General features: G+C 45.1%; 25 protein-coding genes. All 25 read left to right on the top strand.

Going from position 1 to position 17,457, the window contains the following annotated elements; genetic code table 11:
- The first annotated feature begins 15 nt into the window (after positions 1-15).
- Complete coding sequence (locus IC803_RS14360; RefSeq protein WP_081207637.1) at positions 16-1,212, top strand: phage major capsid protein; 1,197 nt, start codon at positions 16-18, stop codon at positions 1,210-1,212.
- Entirely contained in the window at positions 1,212-1,538 is a 327-nt protein-coding gene (locus IC803_RS14355; protein ID WP_369826929.1) for a head-tail connector protein, read from the top strand. Before IC803_RS14360 ends, IC803_RS14355 begins: the two co-directional genes overlap by 1 nt.
- A 15-nt stretch (positions 1,539-1,553) precedes the next feature.
- On the top strand, positions 1,554-1,691 hold the full coding sequence (locus tag IC803_RS14350) for a hypothetical protein (RefSeq protein ID WP_158083281.1): 138 nt from the start codon (positions 1,554-1,556) through the stop codon (positions 1,689-1,691).
- Positions 1,688-2,296 (top strand): phage head completion protein, encoded by a 609-nt coding sequence (locus IC803_RS14345; protein WP_081207638.1) that lies wholly within the window; start codon positions 1,688-1,690, stop codon positions 2,294-2,296. Before IC803_RS14350 ends, IC803_RS14345 begins: the two co-directional genes overlap by 4 nt.
- A complete protein-coding gene (locus IC803_RS14340; protein WP_081207639.1) occupies positions 2,296-2,691 on the top strand; it encodes an HK97 gp10 family phage protein in 396 nt (131 codons plus the stop codon). Before IC803_RS14345 ends, IC803_RS14340 begins: the two co-directional genes overlap by 1 nt.
- Positions 2,688-3,107 (top strand): phage tail terminator family protein, encoded by a 420-nt coding sequence (locus IC803_RS18550; protein ID WP_081207640.1) that lies wholly within the window; start codon positions 2,688-2,690, stop codon positions 3,105-3,107. The genes IC803_RS14340 and IC803_RS18550 overlap by 4 nt, the downstream gene beginning before the upstream one ends.
- Positions 3,107-4,183: a phage tail sheath subtilisin-like domain-containing protein gene (locus IC803_RS14330; protein ID WP_081207641.1), complete on the top strand. Its 1,077-nt coding sequence runs from the start codon at positions 3,107-3,109 to the stop codon at positions 4,181-4,183. Before IC803_RS18550 ends, IC803_RS14330 begins: the two co-directional genes overlap by 1 nt.
- 14 nt (positions 4,184-4,197) lie before the next feature.
- On the top strand, positions 4,198-4,632 hold the full coding sequence (locus IC803_RS14325; protein WP_047758624.1) for a phage tail tube protein: 435 nt from the start codon (positions 4,198-4,200) through the stop codon (positions 4,630-4,632).
- A gap of 43 nt (positions 4,633-4,675) precedes the next feature.
- Positions 4,676-5,089, top strand: coding sequence for a phage tail assembly chaperone (locus IC803_RS14320; RefSeq protein ID WP_081207642.1), 414 nt, complete (start codon positions 4,676-4,678; stop codon positions 5,087-5,089).
- Positions 5,090-5,288: 199 nt separating this feature from the next.
- Positions 5,289-6,956 carry a phage tail tape measure protein gene (locus tag IC803_RS14315; protein ID WP_081207643.1) on the top strand — a complete coding sequence of 556 codons (1,668 nt, stop codon included), beginning with the start codon at positions 5,289-5,291 and terminating at the stop codon, positions 6,954-6,956.
- On the top strand, positions 6,953-7,597 hold the full coding sequence (locus tag IC803_RS14310; RefSeq protein WP_081207644.1) for a LysM peptidoglycan-binding domain-containing protein: 645 nt from the start codon (positions 6,953-6,955) through the stop codon (positions 7,595-7,597). Before IC803_RS14315 ends, IC803_RS14310 begins: the two co-directional genes overlap by 4 nt.
- Positions 7,594-8,568, top strand: coding sequence for an XkdQ/YqbQ family protein (locus IC803_RS14305; RefSeq protein ID WP_081207645.1), 975 nt, complete (start codon positions 7,594-7,596; stop codon positions 8,566-8,568). Before IC803_RS14310 ends, IC803_RS14305 begins: the two co-directional genes overlap by 4 nt.
- Positions 8,569-8,571: 3 nt before the next feature.
- Complete coding sequence (locus tag IC803_RS14300; RefSeq protein WP_081207646.1) at positions 8,572-8,895, top strand: DUF2577 family protein; 324 nt, start codon at positions 8,572-8,574, stop codon at positions 8,893-8,895.
- Positions 8,892-9,314: a DUF2634 domain-containing protein gene (locus IC803_RS14295; protein ID WP_081207647.1), complete on the top strand. Its 423-nt coding sequence runs from the start codon at positions 8,892-8,894 to the stop codon at positions 9,312-9,314. The genes IC803_RS14300 and IC803_RS14295 overlap by 4 nt, the downstream gene beginning before the upstream one ends.
- On the top strand, positions 9,307-10,365 hold the full coding sequence (locus tag IC803_RS14290; protein WP_081207648.1) for a baseplate J/gp47 family protein: 1,059 nt from the start codon (positions 9,307-9,309) through the stop codon (positions 10,363-10,365). The genes IC803_RS14295 and IC803_RS14290 overlap by 8 nt, the downstream gene beginning before the upstream one ends.
- Positions 10,366-10,377: 12 nt before the next feature.
- Positions 10,378-10,764: a phage tail fiber protein gene (locus IC803_RS14285; protein ID WP_081207649.1), complete on the top strand. Its 387-nt coding sequence runs from the start codon at positions 10,378-10,380 to the stop codon at positions 10,762-10,764.
- 12 nt (positions 10,765-10,776) lie between these two features.
- A complete protein-coding gene (locus IC803_RS14280) occupies positions 10,777-11,619 on the top strand; it encodes a putative phage tail protein (RefSeq protein ID WP_081207650.1) in 843 nt (280 codons plus the stop codon).
- A 12-nt stretch (positions 11,620-11,631) separates the two neighbouring features.
- Positions 11,632-12,132 carry a hypothetical protein gene (locus IC803_RS14275; protein WP_081207651.1) on the top strand — a complete coding sequence of 167 codons (501 nt, stop codon included), beginning with the start codon at positions 11,632-11,634 and terminating at the stop codon, positions 12,130-12,132.
- Positions 12,133-12,142: 10 nt separating this feature from the next.
- Positions 12,143-12,463 (top strand): hypothetical protein, encoded by a 321-nt coding sequence (locus IC803_RS14270; protein ID WP_081207652.1) that lies wholly within the window; start codon positions 12,143-12,145, stop codon positions 12,461-12,463.
- The gene (locus IC803_RS14265; RefSeq protein WP_081207653.1) at positions 12,463-13,548 is read left to right on the top strand and encodes an SUMF1/EgtB/PvdO family nonheme iron enzyme; all 1,086 of its coding nucleotides are present in this window, start codon (positions 12,463-12,465) and stop codon (positions 13,546-13,548) included. The genes IC803_RS14270 and IC803_RS14265 overlap by 1 nt, the downstream gene beginning before the upstream one ends.
- 114 nt (positions 13,549-13,662) lie before the next feature.
- Positions 13,663-14,079: a phage holin family protein gene (locus IC803_RS14260; protein WP_081207820.1), complete on the top strand. Its 417-nt coding sequence runs from the start codon at positions 13,663-13,665 to the stop codon at positions 14,077-14,079.
- A complete protein-coding gene (locus IC803_RS14255; protein WP_081207654.1) occupies positions 14,076-14,768 on the top strand; it encodes an N-acetylmuramoyl-L-alanine amidase in 693 nt (230 codons plus the stop codon). The genes IC803_RS14260 and IC803_RS14255 overlap by 4 nt, the downstream gene beginning before the upstream one ends.
- 320 nt (positions 14,769-15,088) lie before the next feature.
- Positions 15,089-16,258 carry a peptidoglycan-binding protein gene (locus tag IC803_RS18435; RefSeq protein WP_081207655.1) on the top strand — a complete coding sequence of 390 codons (1,170 nt, stop codon included), beginning with the start codon at positions 15,089-15,091 and terminating at the stop codon, positions 16,256-16,258.
- Between the two features lie 13 nt (positions 16,259-16,271).
- A complete protein-coding gene (locus IC803_RS14245) occupies positions 16,272-16,688 on the top strand; it encodes a CDI toxin immunity protein (protein WP_081207656.1) in 417 nt (138 codons plus the stop codon).
- A 217-nt stretch (positions 16,689-16,905) separates the two neighbouring features.
- Complete coding sequence (locus IC803_RS14240) at positions 16,906-17,391, top strand: ribonucleoside-triphosphate reductase (protein ID WP_223811981.1); 486 nt, start codon at positions 16,906-16,908, stop codon at positions 17,389-17,391.
- Positions 17,392-17,457: the final 66 nt, after the last annotated feature.

Below are 17,457 nucleotides of genomic sequence, written 5' to 3'. Positions count from 1 at the left end.
GGAGGTTGAAAGAGTATGGGAAAAGAACTGCGTGAGATGTTGAAAAAACTGGAGCAGATGAAAGCTGAAGTTCGTGCTCTCTTATCAGAAGATGAAGTCGATGAAGCCGAAAAACGTATGGAAGAAGTACGAGCGTTGCAAAAGAAAATTGAAGTACAGCGGCAATTGGAGGAAGAGGAACGCGGTGGATTGGGTCTTGGCGGTGCGTATTCAGCCAGCAACGAAACACGCGCTGTCACGAAGGAAGATGCCGAATTGGAACAGGAGTATCGACAAATCTTCATGAAGGCGATTCGCCGGCGCCCGGTTTCTTCAGATGAGCGAAGCATGATTGCAGAATACGAGAAGCGCGCTGTCATGAACGAAGGTGGGACTAACCCGGCTATCACGGATGGGGATTCGTCTTTAATCGTTCCAAAGGACATCCAGACGCGCATTAACGAGATTATGAGAGCGCAAAACGATCTGTCTCAATATGTGCGCGTCGAGGAAGTGACCACCTTATCGGGCTCGCGTGTGCTGGAGAAAGACGAAACGATGACGCCGTTTGCCTTGATTGATGAATACGGCGTGCTTCCGGAAACGGATAATCCCAAATTCGTGGCTGTCTCGTACTCCGTCAAAAAACGTGGCGGCATTTTGCCTATTACTAACGAGCTTTTGGCTGATAGTGATCAGAATATTATTAATTACATCACGCGCTGGATTGGTAAAAAGGCTGTGGTTACACGCAATAAGTTGATTACGGATCTTCTGCTGACTATGACTCCGAAAGATTTAGCTGATCTTAAAGTGGTGAAAAAAGTATTTAACGTTGACTTGGATCCGGCTATTAGCTTGAGCTCGATTGTTTTAACAAACCAAGACGGATATAACTGGCTCGATAGCCAGCAGGATACGAACGGTCGTTTCTTGCTTCAGGATGACATTACACAGCCAGGACGGAAGCTCTTGTTTGGCCGTCCGGTCGTCGTATGTTCCAATCGCTATTTGCCGTCGATCGCCGGTACGCCTAACAAGGCCCCCATTTTTATTGGGAATCTGGAAGAGCTCATCGTATTGTTCTCGCGTCGATTCTTTGAGTTGGCGGCGACGAAAGAAGGAGGCGATGCGTTTAAACGCGATACAACGGATTTGCGCACGATTATGCGCGATGACATTAAATTTTGGGATACCGGCGCGGCTGTATACGGACAGTTGACGCTGAGTTAATGACGGGGGAAACCCCGTCCCCTTTGCGGGGGGTGATCGTTTTGATTATTACACTTGACGAAGCGAAGAAATGGCTGCGCGTTGACCATAATGACGAGGATAGTTTAATTAGTACGCTGATTAGTGCGGCGGAAAAGTACTTGGTTAATTCAACAGGAAATACGTTTGACAGCACGAATGAGTTGGCCAAGCTGCTCTGCTACGTTCTGGTCGCCGATTGGTACGAAAATCGTGACATGATCGGCAAGACGAGCGAGAAAGTGCGGCATACGGTCGAAAGTATCGTGGCCCAGCTGACTCATTGCTACGATAGCACGACAATGTAGAAAGGGGAAGGATACATGAGTGAAAAGGCTGAAAAGCGTGCTGAAAAGGAACTGAAAAGCCTTGTCTTGGTGTCCCCATCGGGGTATAAATACGAGGTGACGGTGTCGGATGCGGGGAATTTGATGGTGAAATATAAAGGTGAGGGGACATGAACCCCGGACAACTGAAGGATCGCCTAACATTTTACGAAATCCTTTTCGATAATGGCGAGGAACAGCTTGTCGAGCGATGCAAACTCTGGGGTCAAGTGAAGTTCAAAAAGAATAAATTCACCGACCAACAGCCCGAAAAATCGTATCAGATCATTATTCGGGCGAATAAGGCGGTAAAGCCGTTAATGAAAGCTCTTTGCCAGGGGAAATGGTACGACATTATGGCCGTGGATGAGGGTGAACCGGGCTATTTTATACTGGATTGCACACTCGGCTACGTTCATAGCCTCAATGATCGCTGTACGGTGTCGCGGCTTCAAGAAGTGGAGCTGGCGAGCGGAGAAACGATCCATCAGCCTGTTGTCGTGATGGAGCAAATCCCGTGCGAGCTGGTGAAAATCGACTCCGGTGACACGCTGCAAACCGATACGACGCACAATATTCGCCTGTTTTATAAAATTCATATGGAAACGCATCGAAATATCAAAATCGGCGACAAAATCGAGGTTGCCCATAGAGGAGAAACATTTCTATTCACAGCAAAGGAATGCTTTAAATACCATACCTTCCAAGAGGTGATCGCGGAAATGGAAGGTGAAGCGTAATGTTCCAGCTCAAAATAAACAATTTAAAAAAATACGAAGAGCAGTTTATTTTCCTCAAGGAAAATCTCCCTGAGGAGCTGGAAAACTATTTATTGGACGTCGCCAAAGGTTTGTTGCGTCTAGTGAAAGTGAGGACGCCGAAAGACGAGGGAAGGCTGCGGAGCGGCTGGGAAATTGGCGAGCTGAAACGGGAAGGAGATGATTTGATTATCGTTGTCTACAACAAGGAATTTTATGCCCGTTTTGTGGAATACGGCCATAAAGTAGTAATCAATAAGAAAACAGTCGGGCACGCCCCAGGGTTTTACATGCTGACTGTATCGGTAAAGCGGATCAGGCGACAGATGCCACGCCGGTTGAAAAAACACTTTGACAAGGTGCTGAATTCGTTATGATGGCATCACTCAGAAATGCGGTGATTAGTAAGCTCAAAACAGCCTTTCTGGATCATAAAATATACGGTGAAAAAGTGGAACAAGGCCTAAGAAAGCCTTGTTTTTTTATTACCGTTTTGCCTGGCGATGTGATCGAGTTAAACAAATTGATGCAACAAAGGGAAATCACCATCGATATTCAGTACTTATCCGAAGAAGAAACGAACGCCAAAAACGTTGAAATGGCTGATTTATTGAACGATTTGTTCCGAAGCATCGCCTTTGACGGGCTGACGGTAAACATTGTGGAACGGAGATTTGAAATCGTGGATGATATTCTCCACTTTTTCCTCGATCTCGACTTTATCGTCATGTTGAGCGCTGCGGAGCAACAAGACCTTATGCAGGAAATCATCCATAACAGGGAGGTATTGTAATGGGCCTGCCTCAAGTCAATATTGTGTTCAAGACTCTTGGGGCCACGGCGATCCAACGCGGCGAGCGGGGGATCGTCGCATTGTTGTTAAAAGATACGGCGGCCCTCGGGTCTTACGTTTTAACGAGCATCACCGACATCCCGGCCGGATTATCAGAGGTGAATAAAAAACAAATTGAGCTGGCTTTTATCGGCGGCGAGCGGACGCCGAATCGAGTGGTGGTATACGTCTATGATCCAAATGCCACGGTGACGAACGGAACACCTCTAGATGTCGCGCTGAACTATTTAGAGACGGTGAAATTTGATTATTTCGTTTTTCCAGAGATTGAAGAGGCAGACAAAACGAAAATCACTACATGGATCGGTCTGCAACGCGCCAATGGCAAGATGGCAAAAGCCGTATTGCCTCATCATGCGGCCGATAAAGAGTACATTATCAATTTCACAACGGAAAACATTGTCGTCGGTGATACGACGTATACAGCGGCCCAATATTGCTCCCGCATCGCTGGGTTGATTGCCGGAACGCCGTTGACGATTTCAACGACTTTTCAGCCGTTGCCGGAGGTAGACAGCGTCCAAACCTATACGAAAGATCAACTCAACCAAGCCATCGATAACGGCGAATTTGTGATTTACCATGATGGTGAAAAAGTAAAAGTTGGGCGTGGCGTGACATCGCTCGTTACAACCACACAAGATAAGGGAGACGATTTCAAGAAAATTAAAATCGTCGATATCCTCGACCTCATGTATATGGATATTCGCAAGACCATCGAAGACAGATATATCGGTAAATACGCCAACAGCTATGACAATAAAGTGCTGCTCATTCAAGCAATTAATGCGTACTATGAGCAGTTGGAGATTGACGGGCTGCTCGATGTTGGGAAAAATAGAGCGGAAATTGATTTAGAACAGCAACGGGTCTATTTACGCTCGGTCGGCGTCGATGTTGATGCGATGAAAGAGCAGGAGATCAAGGAAGCAAACACGAGAGATAAGGTGTTTATCCTTTCTCGTATCCGTCCTCTCGATGCGATTGAGGACATTGACATGAAAGTGCTCATTTAGGGAGGTGTGACTGAATGGAACGAATGATTCCTGAGCGTGCCATTTCCGGTACGCATGGAGAAGTATGGATCGACGGAGAAAAATTTGCGGAAGCATACGGATTGCAGGCAAAGGTCGATTTTATCAAAGAGAAGGTGCCAATGTGCGGCGCTCCCAACGGACAAGGTCAAAAATATATGGGCTGGGAAGGAAAAGGAACGCTCCGTATTACGAAGGTCAACTCCCGACTGACACGCAAGGTGGCCGAACAAGTGAAACGGGGCGTTTTGGAACCGATGACGATCGTGAGCAAGCTGGCCGATCCAGCGGCATTCGGTGCGGAACGTGTTGTATTGAAAGGTTGTACTTTTGATGATTTGACTCTCGCAGACTGGGAATCGGGGAAAATCGTTCAAGAAGAGAAGCCGTTTACTTTTAATGATTTTGAATTTATCGACTATATCGAATAGGCAGAGGGGCAACCTTCTGCTTTTGTCATGAGGAGGGAACACAATGAGCAATGTGGTTGATATTTTGCTCAAAATGGATGCGGAAAAGCTGGAATTACCAAAAAAACTCGTGGAAATTAAACGGTTGAGCGAGCTGGCCGGCGAGCCGGTCGTTTTTGAAATTCGAGCGTTGACACAGACACAGCTTGAAGAGATTCAGGATATGTCTACAAAGTTTGATCCAATTTCAAACAAAGCGGACGTCGATGTTTTTACTATCAAACTAGAAACGATCTTAAAGGGCGTCGTTTCTCCAGAGCTAAAACGGAAGGAGTTGTTAGAGCATTATAAGGTCCCGACACCATATGATCTGATTCGGAAACTATTTACGCCTGGTGAAATTGATCGGCTATATAACGAAATTAGCGATTTAAGCGGGTTTGGTGAGGGGGCCGTTGAAGAAGTAAAAAAGCCGTAAAGGAAAACGGTTATGTACAGATGATGTACTGGTATTGGAAAAAGAAAGGCATCCGGCCGTCAGCTTTTTATCAAATCCCTTATGGGGAGTTGACGATTATTCGTGCTTTTTATGAGCTGGAAGTCGAGGAAGAAAACGAGAAAATAAAAGCTTTATCCGGCATGCCGTGTCCAGTGCTGTTCTGGTGAGGTGAAGAGATATGGCGAAAGGCCAACGGCTCGAGGCGGAAATCTCCGTCAAGGATAGTGCAACGCAGAGTATCGAGAAGGTCATTCGATCGAATGAAAAACTGAAAAATGAAATGCTGCGCCTCAAGGCCACGATGGACAAGGTGCAGGAAAGTGCCAAAAAGCGCTGGGAAATGCGGGTTGAAACGGCGAAAGCGAACGAGAAGCTGGAGACGTTAGCTGATGCTATTGATCGCGTCCGAAATCGGGCAACGTTGACCATGGAGCGATTGCGTCTATTAGGAGCGACGATCGGAACGGCGCTCGGTGCCGGAGTAGCAACCGCATTAAAAAGCGGGGCTGACTTAGAAAAATACATGATTTCGATGGAGCACTTTATCGGCGTGCAAAACAAGGGAATGAGCCAGCAACAGGTGCAAAAATCAGCTCAAGATTATTTAGCGGCTTTGCGGAAAAATGCGAACGAGACGCCATTTGAAACGGGTGAAGTCGTCCAGACCGGTGTTCGGGCGCTAGGGATCGCGGGTGGAAATACGCAAGAAGCGATGAAGCTTTTAAAACTCGCAGAAGACATGGCAGCGTTGACGCCTGGCAAAACCCTTTCGGAAGCGATTGAGGCCCTTGCTGATGCGAAAACGGGTGAATTTGAGCGCCTCAAAGAATTTGGGTTCAAAGTGACAGCCCAAGAATTTAAAGGATATGTAGGGAAAAAGGAAAAAGATAACCTGACTGCAGCCGAGACACAGAAGGCATTTAATGTACTCACGTCACAAAAACTGAGCCCGTTTTTTGCCGGCGGAGCGCAAAAGCTCTCCCAATCTACTGCAGGTAAAGCCAGCACAATTATGGGGAACCTAAAAAGCGGCCTGCAAGATGCGGGATATAACATGTTGAAAGGGATCAAGCCGGAAACGATGGATAAGCTGGTTAAGATGAGTGAAAACATCGGCAAAGCCATCGGTGATGCGGGAGCGAAAATGGTCAATGCCTTTGCTAAGGCGGCCCCACATATTAAATCGGTCGCCACGGCGTTAGCAGCCGTAACAGCCGGGGTCATTTCATTCCGTATCGCTTTTGCCAGCTTAACGATGATGCAGACCATTATCACCCTGTTTAAAGCGTGGCGCGCCGGCACGTTAGCTCAGACGGCGGCACAGATCGGCTTGAATGTCGCAATGCTCGCTAACCCGATGACATGGGTGGCTGTTGGGATCGCGGCCTTGATCGCAGCAGGGGTCGCGCTCGTCATGAACTGGGATAAAGTGAAAAAGAAATCGCTAGAAGTATGGGATGTAGTGAAAGAAAAAGTATCTAACTTCATTACGCCGGTGAAGCAGTGGTTTGACGGGCTAATCGGCAGTGTCACAAGCTTTATCGATAAAATCACATCGATCGGCAATATTAAAATCGGGCTGCCAAAGTTTCTCGGCGGTGACGGGTTGTTACAAAAGAAAGCAATCGGTGGCGTCATTCCTCGCGATAACTATCCAGCGTTGCTCCATGAAGGTGAAAAAGTCCTGACGAAGCAAGAAGTGAAGCAAATGGAGTACGGCAAACGCCAGCGTCCGTCGGTCATGATTACAGGCAACCAGTTCATCGTTCGCAACGACTCCGACATTAAGAAAATAGCTCTTGAATTGGCTCGGTACATAGAACAGGAAGGAGGCGTCATAGCATGAACGTAAAAATGCAGTTTTGGTTCCGATACGGAAGCGACAGCCTGCAGTTGCCTGTGAATCCTTCATCCTTTGAAGTATCGAGCCCTTATGGAATTGAAATTATTGAGGTCAATAGCTTAGGGGAGGTGATGATCCCCAAGAATAGAGGGTTGCAGGAGTTTCACTTTGAATCGTTTTTGCCAGCCAAATATGACCCTGCCTACTGCGTTCATAATCGAGTAATTTCACCGACTGATTTCATCAGCATCATTGAAAAGTGGCGCGATGCTGAAAAACCCATCCGTTTTATCGTGACGACAGCGAACATTAATATGCTGGTACTCATTCCGGAATTCACCTACTGGCCCAGTCCGCCTGGCAGTCCGGGAGAGATACAGTTTTCTATATCCTTGAAAGAATACAGGATGCCTGTAGTGAAAAAGTGGACACAGTCGTCTCCACCGTCTAATAAGCAACGGCCACCGAAGCAAAAGGAGCAGCCAAAAATGTATGTGGTGAGGAAAGGTGATAGCTTGTGGGCAATTGCCAAACGCATTTACGACGACGGAAGCAAGTGGAAAAAGATTTACGAAGCCAATAAAAAAGTGATTGGAAAGAATCCGAATACTATTTTCCCAGGGCAAAAGCTGGTGATTCCATGATTGTCGTTTATGATAACTACGACATCACCGGTTTAGTGAGAAGCGTGGAATGGAGCGGCGACTTGCAGCAAGTAGCTCGCACCCTAAAGGTTACATTGCACAATACTACAGATGGGGTCTCTCCCTTGCTATCGTTCCAGAAAGGGAAACCGGTTCGATTTTTCGATGATAAGGAGCTGTTTCGCGGATTTTTGTTCTCCACGGGAAAAAATGAAGCGGGGGAAGGGTTGTTAACGTGCTATGACTCTAATATATACCTCGTTAAGAATGCGGATACCATAAAGTTCACGAAGAAAAAGGCGAGCGAAATGGCCAAGTACATTTGCAGCCTTTATAAAATCCCTGTCGGCACCATTGCCGATACCGGATATGTAATCCCGAAACATATTTTTCGCGAAAAACCATTAGCAGAAATGCTATTTACAGCGTTAACGACTACCCGAAAGCATACAGGTAGGCGTTTTTTTATTTCCAATCATCTCGGGAAATTTACGCTCACAGAAATGAAAGTACCAAGCGCCAAACTGATCATCGAGAGTGGAAAGAATTTATTGTCCCTTAGCGTCAATGAAAGTATCGAAGAAACGAAAACAAAAGTAAAGGTGATCGGCGGTACAGACAAAAAACCTGTGACCGTCACGGTCCAAAATGACAGTTTGACAAGGCAATATGGCATTATGCAGCACGTTGAACGTGCGGATGAAAAGTTGAATAAAGCGCAGCTGCAAAAATTAGCCAACCAGCTGCTTAAAGATATGGGCAAAGTCGCAACAGACATGAGCCTCGAGTCTTTAGGGATCAATGAAATCACGTCCGGCTCTGTGATCCAAGTATATAACAAAATGACGGGTATTAACGGCACCTACTATGTCAATTCGGACACCCATCATTACGAAAACGGGGTGCACACGATGTCGTTAACCATTAGCAGCAGCCCTAATCTAGCAGAGGTGGCCTATGAGGAGGTGTGAGCCATGGAGGGGAACGGTGCTGTTCGGCTTATTCAGCTGATGAGGCAACACGGATATAACAAGGACATATCCATTGAGCTGGCCACGGTGACGTCGCCACCTCCCAATATCAAAATCCGAGTCGACAACATGAAAATCGAACTGGACAAAGACGATGTTATTATCGCTCAGCACTTAACAAAACATAAGCGGCAAGTCAGAATCAATGGCGGCACAACAGTAGAACTGGAACACCAAGATGAACTGAAAGTCGGTGATCGCGTCATCGTAGCCAGCGACCGTGACCAAGTGTTTTATATCATTGATCGGGCGGTGATGGTTGAATGACGCTTGCCCCAGTTAATCTTGACGAGCTGAATGCCAATAACGCAACTGAAACCGTGGTGATCGGCCCGTCGAAGACGTATCGCATCGATTTTGAAAGAGGTGAATTGGGCGGGATCATTGACGATGATGAGGCCGTTTTGCAATTTATTCAAAAGGCAATTATGACGGCTCGCTCGCGCTTTTTTATTTACGATGATGAGTATGGCTGTGAAATAGAAGATATCATCGGCATGAACGTCTCTAGCGAGCTCCTAGAAGAAGAAATTCCGCGCTTGGTTAAAGAAGCGATTGAATATGATGATCGGATCGAAAGTGCGTCAAACTTTCTCATTGAGCGCAATGGCGATCAACTACAAATCACCTTTACCGTCACTTTGACTAACGGCAAGACGCTGGAGGGGGTGAGCGTGAATGTTTGAGGATCAGACGTTTGAGGTGATTATGCAGCGAATGCTGTCGCGGATTCCTGACGATTTTGATAAACGTCAAGGTTCGGTTATATGGGACATGCTTGCCCCTTCAGCTCTTGAGTTAGAGCAGGTATATCAACAATTCGATTTAACAGTTCAATGGTTGTTCTTAAACAAGGATACGCCAAGGGAGATACTCGTTGCTAGGGCGAAGGACCTCGGAATCGAACCGAAGCCAGCAGAAAAAGCAAGCGGCACAGTAGTATTCACCGGTCAGCCTGATACAGTGATTCCAGCCAATACAAGGATTAGCACAGGGGACAGTGTCCCTATTTTCTTTTATACGACTAGCGATGCGACGGTGACGGAAAATGGAACGGTGTCCGTCCCTGTAGAGGCCGAGGTGCCAGGAGCAGCCGGAAACGTGCCATCCGGTGCTATTACCGCTCTAGTTAGCACAATTGACGGAGTAGAAAGCGTGACAAACCCGCAGGCGTTTGAAAACGGAATCGACGAAGAAAGCGATGAGTCGATACTGACTCGTTATTTCGAACGAATCACAATGCCGTCATCCAGCGGGAATGACGCTGATTATATCCGATGGGCGAAAGAGGTGCCTGGCATTGGCTATGTTCGAGTGTTTCGCCGATGGAATGGTCCAGGGACGGTTCGTGTTGTGGTGATTACCGACCAAAAGAAATCCCCAAGCCCGCAGATGATTGATAAAGTCAAAGACAATATCGAGACCAAACGGCCGACATTGGCCGATGTCACAGTCGATGGAGCAAGGGAGGTCAGCATCGATATCGACGTGAAAGTTACACTGAACGAGCAAGGGGATATGGAAACGGCATTGCAGCAAATCAAAAACTCAATTAACGACTACTTACTGAACGCAGCATTTTTTGAACAGACTGTTCGTTACACTAAGGTTGGCGAAGCTATTTTGAACGCTGGTTACGTCTTAGACTATGAAAACCTAAAAATCAACGGTGGTACTGCCAACATCCAGCTCAATGACGACGAAATCGCCGTCCTTGGCCGGGTGACATTATTGTAGGAGGGATTTTTTATGAGTGCTATTTCAAACTATTTAGAAAATGCGTTAATCAATGCGGTTTTGCGAAACACGCCATACACGTCGCCGTCGGCTGTGTATTTGGCGCTATATACGAGCGATCCGACAGACGCCAACACAGGAACAGAGATCACTGGAGGATCGTATCAACGTCAGCAAATCACATTCAGCGCTCCAAGCGATGGAATGGTATCGAACAGCAATGAAATCCTGTTCCCGGTCGCGACGGCCAACTGGGGAACAGTGACGCATATCGGCATTTTAGATGCCGCAACGGGAGGCAATTTGCTTTTTTATGGAGCCGTGACAACGCCAAAAACGATCAGCACGAACGACCAGCTTAAAATTAATGCCGGCGACATCTCGATCACACTCGCCTAGGGAGTGTGGGGGATGACTCTATACAATGTCCAAGCTAACGCAACAGGAAGAGGGACGGTTCAGGCGAATGTGATCGCCGTAAAACGGGCAGGAGGAAACATAGCAGGAAGCGGAGCCTTAAATACAAGAACATTTGCGATGATTCTCCGTGCAAAGGCATCACTGACTGCGGGGGGAACCGTCTCAACGCGAGATTTTATCAAGCGGTCACTCGCCCGGCTCTCAGCACGAGGGATCGGTCGAGTTATTGTCAATGCGGAAACGTGGAAGTTTAAAGGGATTAAGGCACAAATGAAAGGGGAGTCGGTGCTTGAGTTTTATCGGCATGATCGTGATATATATAAAGACCTGGCATCATACATGCCATCATACTATGATACGATCAAGCAAGTAAAAACACTGCGACAGGCGCTGGCTCCTGAATTCATCCGGCTACAGGCAATCATTCAAGATATTTTCCGTCAGTTCATTGTGAATGAGGCCACATGGGGACTCAACTATTGGGGTTCAAGCTCAAGCAACGATCCGATTGAAAAACGCCGCAAGCGGATCATGGATATACTCGCCAGCAAGACACTTGGAAACGAAAGGATTAAGGAGTTGATCGGATACGGCTGCGAAATCACCGAGCAATTTAACGATTTTCTGGCAGACATTTTAATCACAGAGGTCCGCGGAGAACCGGAAAACATTAAAGAGATTTTTGAAAAACTGGATAAGTATTTTCCGTCTCACACTGACTACGAATTACGATATAGCTACTTGCCTTGGGATGAGTTAGACGAAGCAAATCTGACGTGGGATCAGCTGGCAACGTACACATGGAACCGGCTTGAAACCACATTTTTGAAGTAGGAGAGTGGGAACATGGCAGTCAACAAAACACCTAATCTAGGATTGCATGACTGGCTTGGAACGGAATACGTCAAACGTGAAGAAATCGTTGAGAACTTCCGTAAAATTGATAATGAGTTTGGGGCAAGCGGGAGAGTGGGAGATTTATCGAATAAAATTGGAATTTTATCAACCGCCGACGATGTTTTGTTTCAAAATGACCGCTCTCTCTTTTTGGAAATTGATAAATATAAGAACCTACGCTTTCAGCAGGGGATAGCGACAATAACGGGGGTAGCGACTTCAAACAGTTTCTTTCGAGACGCTGATCCGTTCGTGCAAATAACACTAGCGGGATACACACAGATCAACGCCCCAAATTATGCAGTGGTTCTTGACGTGATCTCGTCTAATGGCGACTACGGAAATCTCATCATATATGACAAGACACAGAACGGTTTTAAGGTAAAAATGACGGGAAGCGCGAGTAGTGTGACGTTCATTTGGACGCTACTCAATCCGTCGGTAGCGTAGGAGGGATATTATGATTGTGACGCACTTAAACAGTGGAAGAAAGGTTAATTTTACGATCGACGAAGATGTTTTAAGCATCGGCAATCTCTCTATCAATTTGCAGGAGCGACAAAGGGATGTACAGCATGTCATCGACATTTCCCTCGATGGCGCATATGCAACACTTCAAGAAGGCGTCGGCGCGTGGTACGTAGCCACGATTATCATCCCTCCAAAGGAATACCAGTTAGTAGAGGATGGGGACAGTGAAATGAACATGGTCTCGATGCCGTTAGACCTATCGAAGGTTGAAATTCGTTTATGGTCACTGCCGGAAGGAGTTGATTTATAATGCCGTTTGTTTTATCCGTGAAAGATTCGTTGAGACAAGCTGTTGAATCTGCCACAGGCGGAAAAAACACGGTCATGTATGACGACAAAGGGAATCCGTCTATCATGGTATGCATTCCTAAATTCAACTTATCAGATGTCATCAACGGGGCGCCGAACGTCCCGCATCCAGCGTTTATCGTCAATGGTGTGGTTAAGTCGGAAATCTGGATTTCGAAATATCAAAATATCGTACACGATGGCCGTGCATACTCTCTTCCTTTCCAAGATCCGAAGACATTTGTGACATACGATCAAGCGAAACAATATTGCGCAGCGAAAGGTCTAGGGTGGCACTTGATGACCAACGCGGAATGGGCAGCCATTGCCCTCTGGTGCAAGAAAAACGGATTTATGCCTCGAGGCAATAACAACTTTGGGAAAGACCATTCAGCTCCTCACGAGCGCGGAAAGGTAACATATAAATACACGAGCGGCGGCACGGAATATGAGGGACGTGTTGCAACAGGTTCTGGGCCTGCTTCTTGGGCGCACAATGGTATGAATGATGGCATTTTCGATCTCAACGGAAACGTATGGGAATGGGTCGATGGATTAAAATTGATCGACGGGAAAATTTATGTTCATCAGGACAACAATTACAATACGCCAGAAAGCCCGCGCGTAGTCGATCAATGGGTCGACACAGGCGTATATTTCGATAACACAACTGCAGGTAACGCAAATACAACTATTTCAGATATTGGCGGTGACCCTGTGCTTGGAGCTGAAAGAACAAATCCGATGTACACAGGCGATGCGAGCACAGATCCTTATTACGGGTACAGCTTTACAACATTCGAGACATTAGCGGCAAAATCAGGTTTTACAGTACCTGATTTATTGAAATATCTCGCTATTGCTCCTATCGACGCGAACCACGGCGGAGACGGCATCTGGGTGCGTAACTACGGTGAGCGCGTCGCGATTCGCGGTGGCCGCTGGGTCAACGGGTCGAGTGCCGGTGTCTTCGCGTTGGGTCTGGACAACGCTCGTTCGATCTCGACTCATGACATCGGCTTTCGCTCCGCGTACATCGCGCCGTGATAAAATGACGCTTTTATTGAAAAAAAGGGGGGTGTTTTACATCATTACACCCCTTTTTGTGTCGTGGAAATGGGCGAACTTATGCTCTTATCTTTTTTAGAAAGGCGTGATTTGGTGGAGCGGTTAGATGTTGTTTACAAAACCGGTGCGGCTGCCATCGGTGCGGTTGTCGGTTATTTGTTCGGCGGTTGGTCTGAACTACTCGGCATTTTGTTGGCATTTGTCGTCATGGACTATGTAACAGGCGTGATGGCGGCGTATAGAGAGGGCTCACTGCGTAGTGCCGTTGGGTTCAAACGAATACCTAAAAAAGTGATGATCTTCATGCTTGTAGCGGTCGGGCACCTCATTGATCGTGCGGTCGGAACAAATGGACTGTTCCGTGACGCGACGATCTTTTTTTATTTAGCGAATGAACTACTTTCGATCATTGAAAATGCGGGACGAATCGGATTGCCGGTGCCGGAACAAATCAAGCAGGCGGTTGAGGTGTTGAAAGGAAAAAGTGAGAAAGGGGAGAGCCAAAAATGAAAAAAATCTTTTGGGACAAAGGACACGGCGGCAGTGATCCCGGGGCAATAGGTAATGGGTTACAAGAGAAAAATTTGACTCATAAAATCGTGGAGTATGCGACCGATTATTTAGCGGCTCATTACGAAGGGTTTACACAACGGGTTAGCCGCGAAGGCGATCAATCCCTCACTCTTGGTCAACGAGCCGACATGGCAAACACATGGGGGGCAGACGTATTTGTCAGCGTGCATATCAATGCTGGCAAGGGAACAGGGTTTGAAACGTATGTCTACAACGGCGGCGTTTCCTCTCAAACAGTCGCGTTGCAAAATGTGCTGCATGGCGAAATTTTAGCGGAGATGCGGAAGTTTGAAAACGTCACAGACCGTGGAAAAAAGCGTGCTAACTATGCGGTGTTGCGCGAATCAAAAATGCCAGCCGTGTTGACAGAAAACTTGTTCATTGATTCAAACGACGCCAAACTATTAAAAAACGAAGCATTTCTCAAAGTCGTAGGAGAAGCGCATGCTAGGGGTGTTGCGAAATTCTTGGGACTGCCACAAAAAGCACAGACCCAACCAGAACAAAAATCGTCTACCGGGAAATTATATCGTGTGCAGGTCGGTGCATTCAGCGATCGAAGGAATGCAGAAAGGTTAGCAGAGGAGCTCAAAAGAAATGGATATCCCGTTTTTATCACAGATTAAACCTATCCCCCGCCGTGCGACGGGGATATAACGAACTAAGCCTACTCTAAGCGAGTAGGCTCTTTTTTTATCCATATCTTCTCAATCGGCCTTTTCAATTCCGTACAAATTGCATAGGCCACATCAAACTTCATGCTTTCATTTTGACGCTTGGGTTAGTTCAGAAAAACTAAACCCGTTCGTATGATGCGGAATAATGATGAATTCCTGTTTTTGGATTAGGTATTTTTTTATTTTAATACAAAATTCGACAATCTTTTTGGTCAAAATTGATTACTATTGAAATTAATGGATAAAAATTTGAAATGGGGGGGCTAATGATGTACGTTGTAGATGGGGCTAGCAGAATCATCTATTATCCATCAAATTATACAAATTATCTATGGAGTGGGCAAACGCTAAAAAGAGGTGATCGAAATGATTATGTGAAGACATTGCAATCTTGGCTTTACAAGGCCGGATTTAATCCTGGGGGAATTGATGGAGTTTACGGAGCAAATACAGAGAAGGCTGTGAAGGAATTTCAGAAGAAGGTTGGAATCACGGCCGATGGAATTGCGGGGAAACAAACGTACCAAGCTCTGCAAAAGTATGTCAGAACACAAACGACATTGTCCCGATCAAACTCATCAAGCAGCAATGATCATTGGACAGGTCAGACACTCAGAGAAGGCAGCGAGGGACAAGCCGTAAAAGATTTGCAGACTAAACTTCAGCGATTGGGATATAACGTGGGAGCTGTTGATGGTATTTACGGTAAACAAACAACAGAAGCAGTAAGAAGCTTTCAAAAAGCAAATGGACTAGAAGTTGATGGGATAGCTGGTAAAATCACTTACAACGCTATTGAGCATATGTTGCAACAAAAAAATTACTATGATAAAAAGACAATTATTGAAAATAAGTATAGATCACTAGAAGCCAAAGTTCATTCAAGGAACTCAACTTGGGATGAAGTGTCGGAATCTCTAAAAGAAATTGCAAAATTAGGATTTGATTTTATCATTGGGGATGATATTAAAACTTTATTGAATCCCAGCGCTGATACAATTGATAAAGTTATTGCGGCTTTAAGTTTTATTCCGACTGGTAAGCTGTTAAATGGTGCTATAAAATTGTCTAAGGTTGGAGAAAAAATTGCTGTAAAGATAGACTCTAAAATTTTAGCTGTTGGAAAAGAGGTGATACTTCCAAAAGTAGATACATTTGAACAAGCAAGAAACATTGCATTGGAAATTGTAGGTGATTTAGGATCGAATTCTAAACCTGTAATAGGGAGATTGAAAACTAGCAAAGGATATGGAAAAGTGATTGGTAGGATGTCTGCGGACGAGAAAGTTAGGTGGAGACTAGATTATGATCCGGAGAAAGGGATACATATTAACGTTGAAGATTACAGAAATGGGAAAGGTCAAGCGATAAAAGTATGCATTCCTTTTAAAGGGGATGAAAAAACATTCGAATCCCTTTTAAAGCATCTCAATAAATAAGGGGGGATGAACAATGACACTATTTGAAGAGTGTGTTCATGCAATTGGGGATGATCATTTGAGGATTTTATCGAACGAGGAAACTGAAAAATATTTTGATTATTTGTGTACATTATTCCCTATTTTACCTTGGGGAAGGATTGATTGGGAAAAAGTATCTGAAAGAAAAGAAATAACATATTTATCAGAAATCACAGACTGGGTACGACAAAAGGGAATGAATGATAAAGATGTGATAGTATTATGGAACTATTCTTATTGTCCTGGCATTCAGACAAAATTGGAAAAAGTTCTAAATGCAATCGATGATGTGGTTGCTGTGGGATCAGATACCTTTATCCTTTGTACAAATGGAGAGTATATAATCGAATTTTTCCATGATGGCCAAGTGACCATAGGTACTCCAGAAAATAAAACGAGAAAAATTTAATCATCTTCGTTTTTTGAAAAACTCTCATTTCTAAGTGTATGTGGTAGGAGACATTCGTCAACAATGGTGGTGTGTAAGTTTTCGGGATGTTCTAGAAAAATACAGGACGCAGCAGAGTAGAGAAGAAGGCGGAGCGATCCGCCTTTTTATGTTGTATCATATCCTTTGAAGATCCAATCAAGAGTTGCGAAACAGTAAAAAACGAGGAGGATATATTATGGGGATCAAAATTTCATTAGAGGACTGGGAAGGAGATTGGAGAGAAACACTTAAAAGTGACAATCTCAATAGTTTTTTTAGTTGTGAAATGTATATGACTGTTCATAACGGTATCGAAAAAATGACGATCAATATCGCAACCCTTTATGGCACAGCTTTGTTAAGTATGGTTACTGGTATTATGGATATGATAGCCAATAAAGAGAATAAGCCGTTCCGCATTTCTGGATTTGGTTCTGTTTATGATTATTTTTTCATAATGAAAGGACATCAAATCAAAATTGAAGCCGTAAATGTTACAAATGATAAGGTGGAATCCTTTCTTTTTTATGATAAAATAAAATTCGCTCATGATTTTGTGAAAGCGCTGAAAAACCATTTACGAGAGATTGCGCAAATTAACATCCGAATTAAGGAACAAGAAACATATAAGCTTCTAGAACAAAAAATGTACACTCTCATTTCCATGCTCGAGAGTTATTAAAATAAGATTTTGTTATCTTCGTGGAATAAATTGAACGAATTTCCATAAGCGCTCATCAACCTGAAC

It is taken from the genome of Geobacillus sp. 46C-IIa (assembly GCF_014679505.1).
In the GTDB taxonomy this organism is placed as follows: domain Bacteria; phylum Bacillota; class Bacilli; order Bacillales; family Anoxybacillaceae; genus Geobacillus.
Note: the sequence above shows the minus strand (reverse complement) of the source record. Positions and strands in the feature narration are given on the sequence as shown.